The organism is Herbiconiux aconitum (assembly GCF_024979235.1).
Classification (GTDB): domain Bacteria; phylum Actinomycetota; class Actinomycetes; order Actinomycetales; family Microbacteriaceae; genus Herbiconiux; species Herbiconiux aconitum.
Genome location: NZ_JANLCM010000001.1, coordinates 2,124,047 through 2,141,711, shown reverse-complemented (window position 1 = coordinate 2,141,711; position 17,665 = coordinate 2,124,047). Strand labels below are relative to the sequence as shown.

Annotated in this window: 14 protein-coding genes; 10 read left to right on the top strand and 4 right to left on the bottom strand. The window is 68.7% G+C overall.

All coding sequences use genetic code 11. From position 1 onward, the window contains the following. Positions 1 to 37: 37 nt before the first annotated feature. Both N1027_RS10200 and N1027_RS19880 read left to right on the top strand, forming a co-directional pair. On the top strand, positions 38 to 796 hold the full coding sequence (locus N1027_RS10200; protein ID WP_259507434.1) for an HAD-IIB family hydrolase: 759 nt from the start codon (positions 38 to 40) through the stop codon (positions 794 to 796). 232 nt (positions 797 to 1,028) lie between these two features. Then, complete coding sequence (locus N1027_RS19880; protein ID WP_284438732.1) at positions 1,029 to 3,674, top strand: helix-turn-helix transcriptional regulator; 2,646 nt, start codon at positions 1,029 to 1,031, stop codon at positions 3,672 to 3,674. Positions 3,675 to 3,683: 9 nt separating this feature from the next. Here N1027_RS19880 and N1027_RS10185 read toward each other — a convergent pair whose 3' ends face one another. Next, on the bottom strand, positions 3,684 to 4,991 hold the full coding sequence (locus N1027_RS10185) for a glycosyltransferase family 2 protein (protein WP_259507432.1): 1,308 nt from the start codon (positions 4,989 to 4,991) through the stop codon (positions 3,684 to 3,686). A 359-nt stretch (positions 4,992 to 5,350) separates the two neighbouring features. On the opposite strand from N1027_RS10185, the gene N1027_RS10180 reads away from it, so the two are divergent. The 6 genes from N1027_RS10180 to N1027_RS10150 are packed head-to-tail and all read left to right on the top strand — an operon-like array spanning position 5,351 to position 12,768. Beyond that, positions 5,351 to 6,700: a nucleotide sugar dehydrogenase gene (locus tag N1027_RS10180; RefSeq protein ID WP_259507430.1), complete on the top strand. Its 1,350-nt coding sequence runs from the start codon at positions 5,351 to 5,353 to the stop codon at positions 6,698 to 6,700. Positions 6,701 to 6,746: 46 nt separating this feature from the next. Beyond that, entirely contained in the window at positions 6,747 to 7,769 is a 1,023-nt protein-coding gene (locus N1027_RS10175) for an NAD-dependent epimerase/dehydratase family protein (RefSeq protein WP_259507428.1), read from the top strand. Further along, positions 7,769 to 9,580 carry a glutamine--fructose-6-phosphate transaminase (isomerizing) gene (gene glmS, locus N1027_RS10170; protein WP_259507426.1) on the top strand — a complete coding sequence of 604 codons (1,812 nt, stop codon included), beginning with the start codon at positions 7,769 to 7,771 and terminating at the stop codon, positions 9,578 to 9,580. Before N1027_RS10175 ends, glmS begins: the two co-directional genes overlap by 1 nt. Positions 9,581 to 9,589: 9 nt before the next feature. Continuing rightward, a complete protein-coding gene (locus N1027_RS19875; protein ID WP_308199791.1) occupies positions 9,590 to 11,188 on the top strand; it encodes a polysaccharide deacetylase family protein in 1,599 nt (532 codons plus the stop codon). Continuing rightward, a complete protein-coding gene (locus N1027_RS10155; protein WP_259507425.1) occupies positions 11,185 to 12,024 on the top strand; it encodes a hypothetical protein in 840 nt (279 codons plus the stop codon). The genes N1027_RS19875 and N1027_RS10155 overlap by 4 nt, the downstream gene beginning before the upstream one ends. Positions 12,025 to 12,075: 51 nt before the next feature. Then, entirely contained in the window at positions 12,076 to 12,768 is a 693-nt protein-coding gene (locus N1027_RS10150; protein ID WP_259507423.1) for a FadR/GntR family transcriptional regulator, read from the top strand. Positions 12,769 to 12,770: 2 nt separating this feature from the next. Here the strand turns inward: N1027_RS10150 and N1027_RS10145 are convergent, their stop codons facing one another. Genes N1027_RS10145 through N1027_RS10135 form a run of 3 tightly spaced genes read right to left on the bottom strand, consistent with a single transcriptional unit; the run spans position 12,771 to position 15,881 of the window. After that, positions 12,771 to 13,631, bottom strand: coding sequence for an amidohydrolase family protein (locus N1027_RS10145; protein ID WP_259507421.1), 861 nt, complete (start codon positions 13,629 to 13,631; stop codon positions 12,771 to 12,773). Further along, complete coding sequence (locus N1027_RS10140) at positions 13,628 to 14,602, bottom strand: aldo/keto reductase (protein ID WP_259507419.1); 975 nt, start codon at positions 14,600 to 14,602, stop codon at positions 13,628 to 13,630. The genes N1027_RS10145 and N1027_RS10140 overlap by 4 nt, the downstream gene beginning before the upstream one ends. Further along, the gene (locus tag N1027_RS10135) at positions 14,595 to 15,881 is read right to left on the bottom strand and encodes an L-fuconate dehydratase (protein WP_259507417.1); all 1,287 of its coding nucleotides are present in this window, start codon (positions 15,879 to 15,881) and stop codon (positions 14,595 to 14,597) included. Before N1027_RS10135 ends, N1027_RS10140 begins: the two co-directional genes overlap by 8 nt. Positions 15,882 to 16,034: 153 nt before the next feature. Between N1027_RS10135 and N1027_RS10130 the strand changes: the two genes are divergently transcribed. Both N1027_RS10130 and N1027_RS10125 read left to right on the top strand, forming a co-directional pair. Then, a complete protein-coding gene (locus N1027_RS10130) occupies positions 16,035 to 16,877 on the top strand; it encodes a fumarylacetoacetate hydrolase family protein (protein ID WP_259507415.1) in 843 nt (280 codons plus the stop codon). Next, positions 16,877 to 17,626, top strand: a complete 750-nt coding sequence (locus tag N1027_RS10125; protein ID WP_259507413.1) for an SDR family NAD(P)-dependent oxidoreductase — start codon at positions 16,877 to 16,879, stop codon at positions 17,624 to 17,626. Before N1027_RS10130 ends, N1027_RS10125 begins: the two co-directional genes overlap by 1 nt. The last annotated feature ends 39 nt before the right edge of the window (positions 17,627 to 17,665 follow it).

The following is a 17,665-nucleotide window of genomic DNA, read 5'->3' as shown; positions in this document are numbered from 1 at the left end:
CATCCCGCCTGATCCACGACACTAGGAGACCTTCGCCGTGACGACACCCGTGCGCCTCGTCGCATTCGACCTCGACGACACGCTCGCCCCCTCGAAGGCACCGCTCGATCCTCGCATGGCCGATCTCCTGGTACGCCTGCTCGACACCGTGGAGGTGTGCGTGATCTCCGGGGGCCAGTTCGGGCAGTTCCAGTCGCAGTTGGTCGCGAACCTTCCGGCCGGCACCGACGACAAGCTCGCCCGGCTGCACCTGATGCCCACCTGCGGCACCCAGTACTACCGTCACGACGACGGCGCGTGGAAGCAGATCTACGCCGAGAACCTCAGCGACGACCAGAAGTCGCGGGCGATGACGGCCCTGGAGGCCAGCGCGAAGGAGCTCGGCCTCTGGGAGACCGAGACCTGGGGCCCCATCATGGAAGACCGCGGCTCGCAGATCACCTACTCGGCCCTCGGCCAGGCCGCCCCCATCGATGCGAAGGCCGCCTGGGATCCGACGGGCGAGAAGAAGGAGCGCCTGCGCGCCGCCGTGGCGGCTCAGCTGCCCGACCTCGAGGTGCGGTCGGGCGGTTCGACCTCCGTCGACATCACTCGCGAGGGCATCGACAAGGCCTACGGGATGTCGCGGCTCTCCGAGCTCACGGGCATCCCGCTCAGCGAGATGCTGTTCGTGGGCGACCGGCTCGACGAAGGCGGAAACGACTACCCGGTGAAGGCGCTCGGAGTGCCTACACACGCCGTGGAGGGATGGCACGACACCGCCACGTTTGTCGAAATCTTCCTGGCAGAGCACTGAGCAGAGTGAGCCCGAACAAGCGACTCCTTGTTTACAACCGTTGAATAGGGTATGAATTCGAATACCCATCAACACCGCATCGACCCAATGCGGCCGAGTAGACAGTGTCGTCATGACGAGTGCTATGCAGTTCGCGACCCGAGTCGCTGAGACAGATAGCGAGCGCGCCCGAAGCGCTGGCCCGCGTCATGGTGTGGAACCGCCAGGCTGACCGTTCCGAATGGGGGCAATGATGGAGTTCATCGCACATCGGGATGAGCTCGACTTCGTCGCGCATATCGCAACGGCCCCCGCAGAGAGTGCGGTGGTGTTCGTCGGCGAGCCGGGCATCGGCAAGTCCAACCTGCTCGAAGCCGCCCGCCGGGAATCGTCCATCCAGGCGGTGCTGCTGCACGCGAATCCGGCCGAGGCGGCCTGGCCCCTGTCCGGCTTCTCCCGGGTCTTCGCGTCGATCGACGACTCCCGCGCCGTGGAGTTCGGCGGCCGCTTCACGCTCCGCTCCACCGAGCCGCAGTTCATGTTCGCCGCCGCGCGCGACCTGCTGTCACTGCTCCGTGGGCTGAGCCTGCCACCGCTGCTCGTGTTGATCGACGACATCGACAAGATGGATCTCGAGAGCCAGACGCTGCTGGGCTTCATGGCGGGGCGGCTGGCCGGCACCGGCCTGCGGTTCGTGGCGAGCGCCGAGCGCCTCGCCGAGGACAGCCCGCTGGCCGGCTTCCAGCAGCGCGAAGTGCACCGCTTGAGCATCGACGAGTCGGTCGAATTGGCCTTGTCCGATCTGGGGCCCGGTACCGATCCGGGAACCTTGCAGATCATCGCGCACCAGGCCGACGGCAATCCGCTGGTGATGATGGAGGCGGCCCGCTCGCTCAGCCATGAGCAGACCCTCGGCCGGGAGCCGCTCGTGCTGCCCTGCCGGCCGAGCGAGACCATCAAGAACACGGCGGCCTACCGCCTGGCCGGCATCGCCGAGCCGCAGTGGCGGATGCTCGAGACCATCGCCTTGGCTCCGGTGAGCCACATCACGGCGCTCACCCGCACCAGCACCGACGACATCGATGCGCTGGAAGACATCCTGTACTCCGGTCTCGCCCTCGCCCACGGGCAGTACGTGCACCTGGTCGAACCGCTCCTGCGCTCCTACCTCTACTGGGACATGAAGCCGCGGGAACGCCGGGAGCAGCACGCCCGGCTCGTCGAACTCAACGAGGGCGTCGACGACCGCCTGCAGGTGTGGCACTCCAGCTTCGCGACTCCGGACGCCGCGCTCACCGACGATCTGCTGGTGGCGGCGACGCGCTTCGCCAACGACGGCGACATCAACTCCGCGGTCGAGCTCGCCGAGCGCGCCCTGCTCATCGCGATCGACCTCGAAGATCACCACGCCCTGCTCTTCCGCTTCGCGTCGGCGCTCAGCAGCCACGCCGAACTGGATCTCGCCGAGCGCTACCTTCTGCACGTGCGCTTCGACCAGAACTCGTCCGCGCTCAACATGCGGTTGGCCGGCGATCGCATCGCGATCGAGTTCGAGAAGTCGCAGATGGTGCCGACCGGTGACGTCGAGGCGGCGGTGAGTCTCTACGGCGACGACGATCCGTCGGGCGCCGTGCACCTGCTCTCCCAGGCCTCGGTGCTGCACGCCGTGCGGTGGGAGGTCGACGAGGCGCGGCGCAGCTGCCTCCTGGCCGAGAAGTTCACCTCTCGGGCGAACCCGCGGGCGCTCGCGGCGCACAAGGAGGCGCTCGGCGTGGTCGACGCCACCGACAACGTGCCGGGCAATGAGCCGCCGACGGCCCGGATCAGTTCCGAATCGTTGCAGGCGCTCTCCCCCCAGTCGCTGGTGACCTTCGCCGCCACCCTGACTTACCGCGAGCGCTACGCCCAGGCGCGTCGCGTCTACGCGGTGCTGTTCAGCAAGCCCGAGGCCGATCCGCTCGCCACCGACTGGGCGCACACGCTCGCCTGCACCAACGAGCTGCGGGCGGGCGACTTCCATCGCGCACGCCTGGCCATCGAGGACTGGCTCGCGATCTCGCTTCCGGTCACCAGCCGTCGATCGGTGCGATCGCTGATGCTGGCTTGGTACGCCTTCTCGAAGGAGCGCTTCGACGAATCGAAGGCTCACGGCGAGGAATGCCTCGAACTGGCTTCGGCCGAGCGCAATCCCTCGGTGTTGGCGCGCCTGTTCACGCACCGCGGCCAGGTCGCCCTGCTCGAGAAGAACTACGACGAAGCGGTGCGCGTGCTGCTGCTGGCGGATGCCACGGCCGCCCAGATCGAGAATCCGTCGCTGCTGCGGCACGTCGCCGATCTGGTGGAAGCCTGCGTCGCGACCGGACGGATGCGTGAGGCCGAAGCCGTGCTCCGCCGCATGATCGAGCAGCAGAAGCTCCGGCCCACCAAGTGGCTCGACCTCGCGATCGCGCGCTCCCGCGCCCTGGTGGCGCCCGACGACGTCTCGCCGACCCTCTTCCGCGAGGCGGCGGCGGGCTACGACGGCACCGTCTACAGCTACGACCACGGGCGCACTCTGATCGCCCAGGCCGAGCGCCTCGGCCGGCTCGGCCATGCCCAGGCTGCCGAGCACGCGGCGACGGCGGCCACCGCCGCCTTCGAGCAGGCGGGCGCGACGCTCTGGGCCCGCCGCTTCGTGGTGCAGGCCGAGACCCCGCCCGCCGTGCCGGCGAGCGCCGTGCTGGCCCTTCTGACGCCCGAGGAGCGCGAAGTGGCGGAGATGGTGCGCAAGGGCTTCCGAAACCGGGAGATCGCCGCTGAGCTCTACATCTCGCTGCGCACCGTGGAGCTGCGGCTGACGCACATCTACCGCAAGGTGGGCGCGCGATCGCGATCGCACCTTGCGTCGCTTCTCAACTGAGCGCGGGGCTCAACTGAGCGCGGGCGCCTCAGTGGCGTGCGCGCCACCCTCGGTGCGCACGGGCCGCCGCGACGGGCTCTTCCAGCTGCCGGTCGAACGGCTGAACACCGCTTCGAAGAGCGCGACCATGCAGAGCAGGGCGTCGACGATCCGGAAGAACGGGAAGAAGAAGCCGTAGGCGAGGTAGATCGGGCGCTTCGACACCACGGCGGCCAGCACGCTGAGCAGGTAGTCGGGAATCACCACGCCGAGCACGAGGGCGAGCGGCGGCAGGATGCCCGAGATGTCGTCGGCATAGCCGGAGGGGTCGAGTCCCAGGTCGTCGAGCGTCGCCGCCCCGGTGGAGATGAGCACGGCGGGGATCAGCAGGATGAGCACGACACTTGCCAGCACGAGCTCGGCGATGAAAAGGGTCAGCGCCAGCCAGAAAGTGCGGAGCCGGAAGCGGTGGCGGCCGACGGTCTGCCAGAACCCGAGGTTCCAGCGCTGCACCTGCTTGACGTAGTCGAATAGGGTGTCGGGGTCCTGGGTGAGCGCGATCGCCGCATTCGGGTGGAAGGCGATCCGGCCGAGGCGCTTGGCGTGCACCTCGAAGGTCATGTTGTAGTCCTCGATCTTCAGGCCCTGAGCGGCGATGTCGATGTCGGCCAGGATGCGCGTGCGGTACATGCTGGCGAACCCCGGCACGATCGGCACCGCGTTGACGTAGCGAGCGGCCTGCCCGAACTTGAAGAGGTATTGCATCGCGATGTAGACCCGCTCGCGGTAGGCCACGAGGAGACGGCCGAAGAAGGTGGGTGAGCGCGGCACGAAGAGTGTGGAGGCGCGCCCCGCGACGGCAACGACGGAGGGGTCGGCGAACTCGCCGAGACCGCTCTCGAAGTAGTCGGCGGTGAGGTGGGTGTCGGCGTCGAGCAGCAGCAGCACCTCGAACCGCTCGGCGATGCCGAACTGCTTGATGGCCTCGACGAGCGCGCCGGCCTTGCCACGGTTGGGGCTGAGCTCGAGAACGGTGGCGCCGTGCGCGCGGGCGATGACCGCGGTGTCGTCGGTCGATCCGTCGGAGACCACGAAGACGTTGATGTCGTGACCGAACTCCGCGAGCGAGGCGATGGTGTTGCCGATCACCACCTCTTCGTTGTGCGCGGCGATCAGGATGGCCACCTCCTCCCGCGCCGGCCCGCCGGCTCGGAGCCGAACGGGCACGGTGTCCTTGCGGCGCATGCGGGCGGCGACGACGCGCATCCCGCCCACGGTGGTCCACAGGATCGTGTTCACCCCGAGCACCAGCACGAGAACGATCAGGAACGAGATCATGGCAGCTTTCCCCCTTTTGTCACGGGGCCCACGTTAGTTCGTCGACCGTCGCCCACCTCCCGCATCTCCGTGCGGGAAACCGCACTTCACCGCCACCGACCGCAGTCGGACGCGAACCCTGCGTTGAAAACCGCAGTCCTCCCGAAAGCGATTGACTCTCCCGACGGCTGCCGGAGACAGTGTGTCCGGGGGCAGAGGCCGAATCACTCGAACTTCATCTCTCACCCCGACCCGATTGCGTCGCACGGCGACGAGATGGATGAGCCTCTCACCCGGAGGAACCCACTCATTCGTCTCGTCGTCGAAGACCGCCGTGATCCCACCGCTATTGACACGCGCCAAAAGATCAAGGAGACACCGTGACCACGTTCGACAGCATCACCCGCCCGCAGCGAACCGAGGAAGCCGAAAGCTGGGACGCACCGGTTCAGCCGGCCGCCGCAGCCACCGGATTCGAATTCGACGTCGCCATCGTCGGACTCGGCTACGTTGGGCTGCCGACCGCGCTCGCCTACCACGGCTCCAACAGCCGGGTGCTCGCACTCGACGTCTCCGAACGCCGGATCGACGTCATCCGCTCAAAGCAGGCCGACCTGCTGGAGGTCGACCACGCCCGCCTGTCGGTCGCCCTCGACCACCCCGGCTTCGTGCTCAGCACGAACCCGGACGACCTCAGCCGCGCCGCAGCCGTCATCGTCTGCGTGCCCACTCCGGTCGACGAGCACCTCATTCCCGACCTGTCGATCCTGAAGGGCGCCACCGCCATGGTGGTCGACCACGCCGTGGCCGGCCAGGTGCTGATGCTCACCTCCACCTCCTACGTCGGCTGCACCGACGACCTGCTGGTGAAGCCGCTGGTCGAACGGGGCTTCACCATCGGCTCCGACGTCTTCGTCGCCTTCAGCGCCGAGCGCATCGACCCGGGCAACGCGTCCTTCGACCACGACGAGGTTCCTCGCGTGGTCGGCGGAGCAACCGCGGAGTGCGAAGAGGAGGCGACCAAGCTCCTGCTCCGCTACGTCACCAACGTGCACCGCGTTCGCTCGCTCGCGGCGGCCGAGATGACCAAGCTCTTGGAGAACACGTTTCGCGCTGTCAACATCGCCCTCGCCAACGAATTCGCCGACATCTGCCGATCTCTCGACCTGAACCCGGCCGACGTGGTCGACGCGGCAGCCACCAAGCCCTACGGGTTCATGCCGTTCCTGGCAGGCCCGGGCGTCGGCGGCCACTGCATCCCGTGCGACCCGCACTACCTGCTCTGGCAGCTGCGCAAGCAGCGCGTCGCGGCCCCGATGATCACGCAGGCCATGGTGGAGATCGCCGCCCGGCCGAACCGCGTGGTCGACCGGGTGCAGGAGGTGCTCTCGAACGCCGGCTCCGGCATCACTGACACCCGTGTGCTGGTCATCGGCATCTCCTACAAGCCGGATGTCGCCGACCTGCGCGAATCGCCGGCCCTCGAGATCCTCGACGGCCTGATCGAACGCGGCGCCACGGTCGCCTTCGTCGACGGCCACTTCGACGGCGTCACCTTGCCGAGCGGAACCCACCTCACCGCCGTCACCGACCCGAGCGCCTTCGGAGCCGAACTGGTGCTGCTGCACACGCGGCACTCCGACGCCGACCTCACCTGGATCGAGCCGCACCAGCTCGTTCTCGACACCACCTACCGCGGGGTCGACGTGCCCCAGCGCGTGATCCTGTAACACCCGACCAACCCATCCGACCCGAACTCGAATAGGACAAACAACGATGCGCACAGTAATCACCGGCGGAGCCGGCTTCATCGGCAGCCATTTGGTGGAATACCTCCTCGAACTGGGAGACGAGGTCGTCGTTCTCGACGACATGTCGACCGGGGCGCCCCGCAATCTGATCGACTCACTCGTCAACCCCCGGCTCTCGATCGTGCACGGTTCCGTGCTCGATCGGGATGCAGTGATGGCGACAGTGCGCGGGGCCGACCGGGTCTTCCACCTGGCCGCTGCGGTGGGCGTCAAGCTCATCGTGGAGCAGCCGCTCACGAGCCTCCGCACCAACATCCACGGCACCGAAAACGTGCTCGACGCCTGCGTGGAGCACGGTGCGACCCTGCTGCTCGTGTCGACCAGCGAGATCTACGGCAAGAACACGGCCGACAAGCTGCACGAGGACTCCGACCGCATCCTCGGCTCGCCGCTGAAGTCGCGCTGGACCTACGCGGCTGCCAAGGGCATCGACGAGGCCTTCGCCCACGCCTACTGGACCGAGTACGGACTCGACGTCGCCATCGTGCGGCTGTTCAACACCGTCGGCCCGCGGCAGACCGGCCGCTACGGCATGGTCGTGCCGAACCTCGTCGGCCAGGCCTTGCGCGGTGAGCCTCTCACGGTCTACGGAGACGGCAACCAGACGCGCTGCTTCTCCTACGTCGGCGACATCGTGCCGGCCCTGGTGCGCATCGTCGAAGAACCGACCGCCTACGGCAACGCGTTCAACCTCGGTGGCGCCGAAGAGGTCTCGATCATCGACCTCGCCCGCCGCATCATCGACGTCACCGGCTCGAAGAGCAGCGTCACCTTCGTCTCCTACAGCGACGCCTACGCCGCCGGATTCGAAGACATGCGCCGCCGGGTGCCGGACAACAGCCGTGCCTACGGCCTCGTCGGCTTCGTTCCGGCCACGCCGCTCGACGAGATCATCCGCCGTGTCGCCGAGGAGATGCTCACCTCCCGGTCGCTCGAACACGAGGCGATCAGCTCCCCGCACGTCGCGCTCGACACCTGGGGCTCCTGATGTGCGGCATCGTCGCGTGCCGGATGGATGAGGCCGCAGGCCCCTTCCTGATCGACGCGCTGAAACTGCTGGAGTACCGCGGCTACGACTCCGCCGGGGTCGCCATCCGCACGCTCGACGGCACCATGGCGTCGTCTCGCACCACCAACCGGGTCGAGACGCTCGAACGTCAGCTCGACGAGTGGGCCGGCCCCGCGCTCTCCGGCACGGGCATCGGTCACACCCGCTGGGCGACGCACGGCGCCGTCACCGAGTCGAACGCGCATCCGCACGCCGACTGCCGTCAGCGCGTCAGCATCGTGCACAACGGCATCATCGAGAACTCGGATGCCCTGCGCCGCCAGCTCGAGCAGACCGGGCACCTGTTCGCCTCCGAGGTCGACAGCGAGGTGGTGAGCCACCTGATCGAGGAGGAGCTGCTGATCACGGGCGACCTCCGCTCCGCGGTCACCGCCGCCACCCTGCGGCTGCACGGCTCCTGGGCGATCGTCGCCCTCGACGCCGAGACCGGCCGGATGGTGGCTGCGGCGCACCGCTCGCCCCTGCTCGTGGCGCGATCGGCCCGAGGCGTCTTCGCCGCCAGCGACATCAACGCCATCGCCGAGTTCGTCGACGAGTTCCAGGCGATGACCGACGGCGACGTGGTGGAGCTCGGCGAGGAGTTCGTCTGGACCAGGAGCGGGGCGCACTCCGCGGCCCCCGCCTATGCGACGTCCAACTGGTCGGGCGTGACGCACGGCCTCGCCGGGCACACCGACTACATGAGCAAGGAGATCGCCGAGCAGCCCGAGACCGCGGCGCGCATCATCGACCGCCTCGCTCCGATGATCGCCGACGGGTCGCTGTGGTCGGGTCTCAACCTCCCGCCCTTCGAACGCGTGGCCGTGCTCGGCTGCGGCACTTCGCTGAACGCCGGGCGGGTCATCGCCAACGCGTTCGGCGCGCTCGGCGACGTGCCCAACAGCTCGCTGATCGCGAGTGAGGCGTCGTCGGCGATCATGGATCCGCGAACCCTCGTCATCGCCCTCAGTCAGTCCGGCGAGACCGCCGACGTGCTGCGGGCGATCGACGACCTCGATCTCGGCACCTCGTCGCTCATGGCGCTCACCAACAGTGAGCACTCCACGCTCGCGCGGCGCGCCGACTCCATGCTCAACTGCAACGCGGGCCCGGAGATCGGCGTCGCCGCCACCAAGACCTTCGTCGCCCAGGTGATCACCGGGGTGGCGATGGCGCTGTCGGCCCTCGCGGCGACACGGAGGATCGATCGGGACTACGCCCGGCGTCAGACCGACGACCTCCGGCGCATCCCGGACCTCCTCGCTCATGCAATCGCGGCATCGCAGAAAGCGATCCCGCCGCTCATCGAGGAGATCCGGGATGCCCAGGGCTTCCTCTTCCTCGGCCGCGGCGCGGGCGTGGTCTACGCCGCCGAGGGCGCGCTGAAGCTCAAGGAGCTGAGCTACCGCTGGGCCGAGCACTACCCGGCCGGCGAGCTGAAGCACGGTCCGCTGGCGCTCGTCGAGGCGGGCACCCCGGTCGTCGTGATCGACTCCGGCGACCGCCGCATCGAGAGCAACATCTCCGAGGTCGAAGCCCGCGGGGGCCGCATCATCCGCATCGGCGGCGCCGGCAGCACCATCCCCGCACTCGGCCTGAGCCTGGGCACAGCGATGCCCGGTGGCATCGACCGCTGGGGGCCGCTGGAGTCCGTCGTGCCCCTGCAGATCCTCGCTCGCGACCTGGCGCTCGCGCTCGGCCGCGACGTGGACAAGCCCCGCAACCTGGCCAAATCAGTCACCGTGGAATAGGAGTTCATCGTGCAACGAGGCACCACCACACCCACTCGAGCGCGTTGGCGCCCGTTCGCGACCCTCCTCGCCGTGTCGGCCCTGGTCGTCGCTGTCGCCGTTCCCACGGCGGCCGCGGCGGCCCAGGCGCCGGCCGCGGCCCCCGCTGCTGCGAAACCGCAGACGGTGATCAGTCTCACCTTCGACGACGGCAACGCGAATCAGCAAGCCGCCGCGACGGCGATGAACGCCCTCAAGATGAAGGGCACGTTCTACATCACCTCCGGTTTCGTCGGAGGGGCCGGCTACTTCAGCCGAGCCCAACTCGACACCCTGAAGGCCCAGGGCCACGAGATCGGCGGCCACTCGGTCAACCACCCCGACCTCGCCGTGCTGCCCGCCGACGAGGTGGCCCGCCAGATCTGCAACGACCGCAGCACGCTGATGAGTTGGGGCTACACGGTCAAGAGCTTCGCGTATCCCTTCGCCTCCAGCATCCCGTCGAACGAGACGGCTGCGAAGAACTGCGGCTACAACAGCGCACGGATGCTCGGCGACCTGCAGAGCCGCTTCGGCTGCACCGGCTGCGGCTACGCCGAGAAGATTCCGCCGGCCAAGCCGTTCTACCTGAAGGCGCTCGACCAGGTGGAGAACACCTGGACCCTCGCCGACCTCAAGGCCTCGGTCACCAACGCCGAGAAGACCGGCGGCTGGGTGCCGTTCACCTTCCACAACATCTGCGCCAGCGGATGCGAGATGAACGTCACCCCGACCGTGTTCACCCAGTTCGTGCAGTGGCTCGCGCCCCGTGCCACCACGAACAACACGGTGGTCAAAACGGTCGACCAGGTCATCGGGGGCACGCTGAAGGCCGCGAAATCCGGCCCCGTCACCGCACCCGCCGGCCCCGGCGTCAACGCGGTCGTGAACCCGAGCATGGAGACACCGGGCTCGTTCGGCCTGCCGAGCTGCTGGATGACGGGCGGCTACGGCAACAACACGCCGACCGTCACCTGGACGTCGCCCGGCCGCACCGGAACCGTCGCGGGATACACCTCGATCGCCAACTACGTCGACGGCGATGCGAAACTCCTGCCCACCTTCGATCTCGGGGCCTGCACACCCACGGTGGTGCCCGGCCACACCTACTCGATGAGGGGCTTCTACACGTCGACGACGGTCACCCAGTTCGCCATCTACCTGCGCACCAGCTCGGGTGTCTGGCAGTACTGGACCTCCAGCCCGTGGTTCCCGTCGAGCCTGACCTTCACCGAGGCGGTCTACACGACCCCCGCTGTGCCGGCCGGATTCACCGGGATGAGCTTCGCACTCAACGTGTTCAGCAACGGCACGCTGGTCACCGACGACTACGCCCTCTACGACAGCGTCGGAGCCCCGGCACCGTCGATCGCTCCCGCACCGGCCCCCTCGGTGGCGCCGAAGGTCGAAGGCCCGGTCGAGGTGCACATGAACCCGGCTCCCGATCCGGCGACCACCGAGGCCCCACCGGCCGAGACGGCCCCGGCAAGCCCCGCGCCGAGTGAGCCGCCGGCCACGACTCCGGCCAGCCCCGCCCCCGTCAGCCCGACACCGACTCCCCCGGCCGGTGCGAGCGGTGGAAGCCAATGACCCGGTCTGGCCGGAACGGAGCCCCCGCGACGATGCGCCTCGCGCGCATCGCTGCGGGGGTTCTGCTCGTCGGCCTGACCGGAGCGGCGCTCACCGGATGTTCGTTGTTCAAGCCGTGCCTCGGACTGGCCGGATGTGGAGGAACCGTGGTGACACCGACGTCGACTTCCGCGCCGGGCGGCGGCACGAGCTACCCCGTGCACACCGACATCGTGGGCACCACGTTCTGGGTGGGCGAGATCTTCGATCCGAACGCCGACGACGGTAGCCAGGTGCTCTCCACCTACGACAGCAACTGGCTGGCGAACTACGGCGGCTGCGACGGCACCACGGCCGGTGGGAGTTGCGAGACCGAGGCGCGCTCGGCCGCGAACGACTACTTCCCGACGGAGATCACCCCGAAGGAGAATCCGTTCTACCTCGATCTGCCCTTCGACGACGTGAACGATCCCGCCGCCTTCGCCCGCCGCGACCAGGTCGTGCCGTGGGCCGGTCAGGAACCCTACGCCTCGCACTCCGGCGATTCGAACTTCAGCTACATGAAGAACCGCTGGGTGGCCCTCAGCTACAACGGAGCCACCTGCTACGCGCAGATCGAAGACGCCGGGCCGGGTGAGTACAACGACGCGGAATACGTCTTCGGTGCCGACGACGCCCGCCCTCTGAACTCCCGCTACGGCGGAGCGGGAATGGATGTCTCCCCCGCGGTCGTGGGATGCCTGGCCTTCGACGAACTGAACGGCGAGCAGGGCGGCATCTCCTGGCAGTTCGTCGACGACTCGGCCGTTCCGCCCGGGCCGTGGACCAAGGTGGTGACGACCAGCCAGGTGCAGTGACCCGGCCACGATCATCCTGAGCTCTCGACCGCGCAAAGGTAGGATCACTGCATGGCCGTGACCGACGAAGCGATCCTCAAGATCAAGGACATGATCCTGCGCGGCGAGCTCGCGCCCGGCGATCGCCTGCCGCCGGAGAAGGAACTCAGCGAGCGCCTCGGCCTCTCCCGGAGCTCCATGCGCGAGGCCGTGAAGGCGCTCGAGGTGATCCGGGTGCTCGACGTGCGGCGCGGCGACGGCACCTACGTCACGAGCCTCGAACCCCGGCTCCTCCTGGAGGCGATGAGCTTCGTGGTCGACCTGCACGACGACGACTCGATCCTCGACCTCTTCGCCGTGCGACGCATCCTGGAGCCCGCGGCCGCGAGTCTGGCCGCCGGACGGATGGATGGCGAGCGGATCGAGCTCCTTCGCCGTCAGATCGCGGGAATCGACGGGTCGGACAGTGTCGAAGACCTCGTCGCGCACGATCTCGAGTTCCACGCGGCGATCGTCGATGCGGCCGGCAACTCCTACCTCTCGACCCTCATCGAGTCGCTCTCCGGCCACACCATCCGGGCCCGCGTCTGGCGGGGTCTCACGCAGGACAACGCGGTGGCGCGCACGCTCTCCGAGCACGCGGCGATCGTCGACGCTCTCGAGATCGGCGACGCGAAGCTGGCCGAGGCCCTCATGATCGCGCACATCTCCGGGGTCGAGCGGTGGCTGCGGCAGTGGAGCGTCCGCGTTCCGGCCGACGACTGAGTTCAGACATCGGATATCTGCAACGAATACACCGCCGCGGCCGTCGCGCCGAGCACGGCATGCCGTTCTTCGTCGGAGAGCTCGCCGACGAGCTTCTCCAGCACCTCGAACGTCGGCCCGTAACCACCATCGGGCACGGTGATGGGCCAGTCGCTGCCCCAGAGCAGCCGCTCGGGGCCGTAGGAGTCGAGCGCGATGTCCCAGACCTCGCGGAGCGCGTCGACCGAGTACCCGGCGCCCGGGATGCGCAGCCCGGAGAGCTTCGCGACCGTGTTGGGTCGCTCGGCAGCGCGCTCGAACTCCGCCCGCCAGTCGACGAAGTCGGGCCGACCGCGCGGGGGTTTGCCGAGATGGTCGATCACCACGGTGAGCTCGGGCAGCGCCGAGGCGAGCGCCGTCACCGACGCCAGGTGGCGCGGCCAGGCATCAGGCACGTCGAACGGCACGTCCCGGGCGGCGAGCAGCTCGAGCGAGCGGCGAACGGCCGGCAGCTCGAGGAAGTCGTCGCGCGGGTCGTCGTGCACCAGGTGGCGAACCCCGCAGAACCGCGGATGCTCCTGCCACCGATCCAGCTGCGCTTCGGCGGCCGAGGGCTCGTCGAGCCTCACCCAGCCCACCACGCCGGCCACCCAGTCGTGTTCGTCGGCCACCCGGAGCATCGCCTCGGTGTCGGCCTCCGTGTCGTCGGCCTGCACGAGCACCGCTCCGTCGACGTGAGCCCGGGCGAGCTCCGCTCCGGCCTTGGCCGGCTCGAAGTTCGCATACAACTCCCCGGCATCCGGAGTCAGCCAGGCATAGCCGCCGCGTTCCAGGTTCCAGAGGTGGAGGTGGGAGTCGATGACCCGGCCCGTCGTGGCGGTCATGCGCCGACCAGACCGAGGGCGTGCAGCCGCGCCCAGAATACGTCGGGAATGGTGGCGTGCATCCGTTCCACGTTCTGCCGCACCTGGTCGGGTTTGCTGCTGCCAACGACCACGGAGCGAACTCGGGGGTCACGGGCCGTGTACTGCAGGGCGGCCGCCGGCAGCTCGACGCCGAACTCACGGGCCACCGTGCCGATCGCTTGCACGCGGGCCAGCGTCTCGGCGGGCACTCCACCGTATTCGTAGCGGGAGTCGGAACCGGGGTCGTTGGTCGCCAACAGTCCGGAGTTGAACACCGAGGCGTTCACGATCCCCACACCGTTGATGTCGCAGGCCTCGAGCACCTCGGGGAAGACAGGCTGCTCGGCGAGGGTGTAGCGACCGGCCACCATCAGCAGGTCAATGAACCCGCTGCGCGCGCTCGCCAGCAGCGCCTCGGTCGACATCGACCCGACGCCGACCGCGCCGACCACTCCCTGTTCGCGAAGCGAGGCGAGCGCCGGCAGCGACTCGTCGAGCCCGCGTTGCAGGTCGCCTCGCTCCGGATCGTGCAGGAAGAGCACGTCGACCCGGTCGAGACCGAGCCTCTCGAGCGATTCGTCGAGGCTCTGACGCACGCCGTCGGGCGTGAAGTCCCACACCCGCTTCAGGTCGGCGGGCACCAGGAAGGAGTTCTCGGTGTCGAACGACCCCGCTCCCTCGGGGTTCGGGCGCAGCAGGCGGCCGACCTTCGTCGAGACCACGTACTGGTCGCGCGGCTTGGTGCGCAGGAACTCGCCCAGGCGCCGCTCCGAGAGACCGAGCCCGTAGTGCGGCGCGGTGTCGTAGTAGCGGATGCCCGATTCCCACGCGGCGTCGAGAATCGCGCGGGCCGACTCGTCGCTGAGCTCCCGGTACATGTTGCCCAGGTTGGCGGCGCCGTAGCCGACTGCTCCGAAGGGCAGCTCCGCGGCGGATGCGGGCTCAGGCATACGCCTCGAACTCGAACTCGCGGCGGCTGGACGCCAGCATCTCCGCACCCGAGCCCGGAGCCAGAGGCGGCCAGTAGCATCCGCCGTGCACGTCGACCGGTGCGGCGAAATGCTCGTGCAGGTGGTCGACGTACTCGATCATGCGGTCGTCTCGCCGGCCGCTCAGGGCGATGAAGTCGAAGTACGAGAGGTGCTGCACCATCTCGCACAGGCCGACTCCGCCCGCATGCGGGCACACCCGCACGCCGAACTTAGCGGCCAGCAGCAGAATCGCGATGTTCTCGTTGACTCCGGCAACCCGGGTGGCGTCGATCTGCAGAACGCTGAGCGCATCCGCCTGCAGGAACTGCTTGAACATCACCCGGTTCGCGCCGTGCTCCCCGGTGGCCACCGGGATCGGCGCGACACCGACCGCGATGGCGGCGTGCCCGAGCACGTCGTCGGGGTTCGTGGGCTCCTCGATCCAGGCGATGTCGAAGGGGGCGAGGTGGCGCATCCACTCGATCGCCTGAGCCACGTCCCAGCGCTGGTTGGCGTCGACGGCGATCCGGATGTCGGGACCCACCGCCTCGCGGGCGATCCCGAGCCGCCGCACGTCGTCGTCGACGTCGCCGCCCACCTTCAGCTTGATCTGCCCGAATCCGTCGGCCACCGCCTCGCGGCAGAGGCGAGCGAGCTTCTCGTCGTCGTAGCCGAGCCAACCGGGCGTCGTCGTGTAGGCCGGGTAGCCGGCAGCGAACAGCTGCGCCTCGCGCTCGGCCCGCCCGGGAACGGCGGCGCGGAAGATCTGCAGCGCCTCCTCGGGCGTGATGGCGTCGGTCAGGTAGCGGAAGTCGACGAGCTCCACCAGCTCCTCCGGCGACATCCGCGCGAGCAACTGCCAGAGCGGCAGACCGGCGCGCTTGGCCTTGAGGTCCCAGAGGGCGTTCATCACGGCGCCGATCGCCATGTGCATGACGCCCTTCTCCGGTCCGAGCCAGCGCAGCTGCGAGTCGTAGACGAGTTCTCGCCAGGTGGCGCCCATCGACGCGAGCAACTCCTCGACGTCGCGGCCGACGAGGTGGCCTTCGAGCGCGCGGATGCCGGCGACCTGCACGTCGTTGCCGCGCCCGATCGTGAACACGAAGCCGTGGCCGGTCAGGCCGTCGTCGGAATCGGTCACGATCGTGAGGTAGGCGGCGGAATAGTCGGGGTCGGGGTTCATGGCATCCGACCCGTCGAGCATGGTCGAGGTCGGAAATCTGATGTCACTCGTCTCGAGTGCCGTGATAGTGCTCACAGAGCTGTCTCCTTTGGCCGTCCGGCTGAGCATAAACATCGGATGTATGCGATGTCAAATGCCCATTCAGGGCCCTTCCGCCCGGTTACGCCCTGTCTAATGGCGCTATAGTTCTGATGTTATCGGCCCATATTCGACGAAGAAAGCAGCTCCATGAAATTCCTGCGACTCGGTGCACTCGGTCAGGAGCGCCCGGCGCTCCTGCACGGCGACAGCTACTTCGACCTCGCCGCGATCACGGCCGACATCGACGGACCGTTCCTCGCCTCCGACGGCCCGGCACGGGTGCGCGCCGCTCTCGACGCCGGCGAGCTGCCGGTGCTGCCGAACGCCGCGGCCGAACGCATCGGAGCGCCGATCGCCCGGCCGTCTGCCATCGTCTGCGTGGGCATGAACTACGCCGCACACGCCGCCGAGTCGGGTTCCGCGCCGCCCGAGGCGCCCATCATCTTCCTCAAGACCCCGAACACGGTCGTGGGCCCGAACGACGTCGCCCGAATCCCTCGCGGCAGCACCAAGACCGACTGGGAGGTCGAGCTCGGTGTCGTCATCGGCAAGCACACCTCCTACCTCGACTCCCCCGCCGACAGCCTCGCCCACGTTGCCGGATTCGTGGTGGCGAACGACCTCTCCGAGCGGGAGTGGCAGCTCGAGATCTCGGGCGGCCAGTGGTCGAAGGGCAAGAGCGCCCCCGGGTTCAGCCCCGTCGGACCCTGGCTGGTGACCCCCGACGAGGTCGACCACACGAACCTCCGCCTCCGCTCTTTCGTGAACGGCGAGCCGCGGCAGGATTCCAGCACCGCCGACCTCATCTTCGGCGTCGAGCAGATCGTCTACCAGCTCAGTCAGTACATGGCGTTCGAGCCGGGCGATCTCCTCCTCACCGGCACCCCCGAGGGTGTGGCGCTCTCCGGGCGGTTCCCCTACCTCGCGGCCGGCGACGTCTGCGAGATCGAAATCGAGGGTCTCGGGCGTCAGCGTCAGGCGTTCGTCTGATGATCGAGTTCGGCGGTCTCGTCGCGGTGGTCACGGGCGGCGCCTCCGGCATCGGAGCGGCGATCGCCGATCGGCTCCACGAGGGCGGGGCGCAGGTCGCCGTGCTCGACCTGAATCCCGACGGCGCGCATCCGGAGCATTTCGCGGTCGCCGCGAACGTCGCCGACGACGCCTCGGTGCAGGCGGCGATCGCTGCCGTCGCCGAGAAGTTCGGCCGCATCGACATCGTGGTCAACAACGCCGGCGTCGGTGCGGTGGGCACCGTGGCCGACAACGACGACGACGAATGGCACCGCGTGTTCGACATCAACGTGGTCGGGATGGCCCGTGTGACGCGCGCCGCCCTTCCTCACCTCCGCCTCTCGCCGTCGGCCGCCATCGTGAACACCTCCTCGGTCGCCGCCACGGCGGGGTTGCCGCAGCGCGCGCTGTACACGGCGACCAAAGGCGCCGTGCTCTCGCTCACCCGGGCGATGGCGGCCGATCACCTGCGCGAGGGCATCCGCGTCAACTGCGTCAATCCGGGCACGGCCGACACCCCGTGGGTCGCGCGATTGCTCGACTCGGCCGACGATCCGGCAGCGGAACGTGCTGCGCTCGACGCCCGTCAGCCGCACGGCCGGCTGGTCGCGGCATCCGAGGTCGCCGACGCTGTGGCCTATTTGGCCAGCCCGCTCTCCGGTTCCACCACCGGCACGTCGATCGCCGTCGACGGCGGCATGCAGAACCTCCGCCTGCGCCCCGAGTAGCCCTCGCGGCCGGACTTCTCCAAACCACACGCCAGCCCC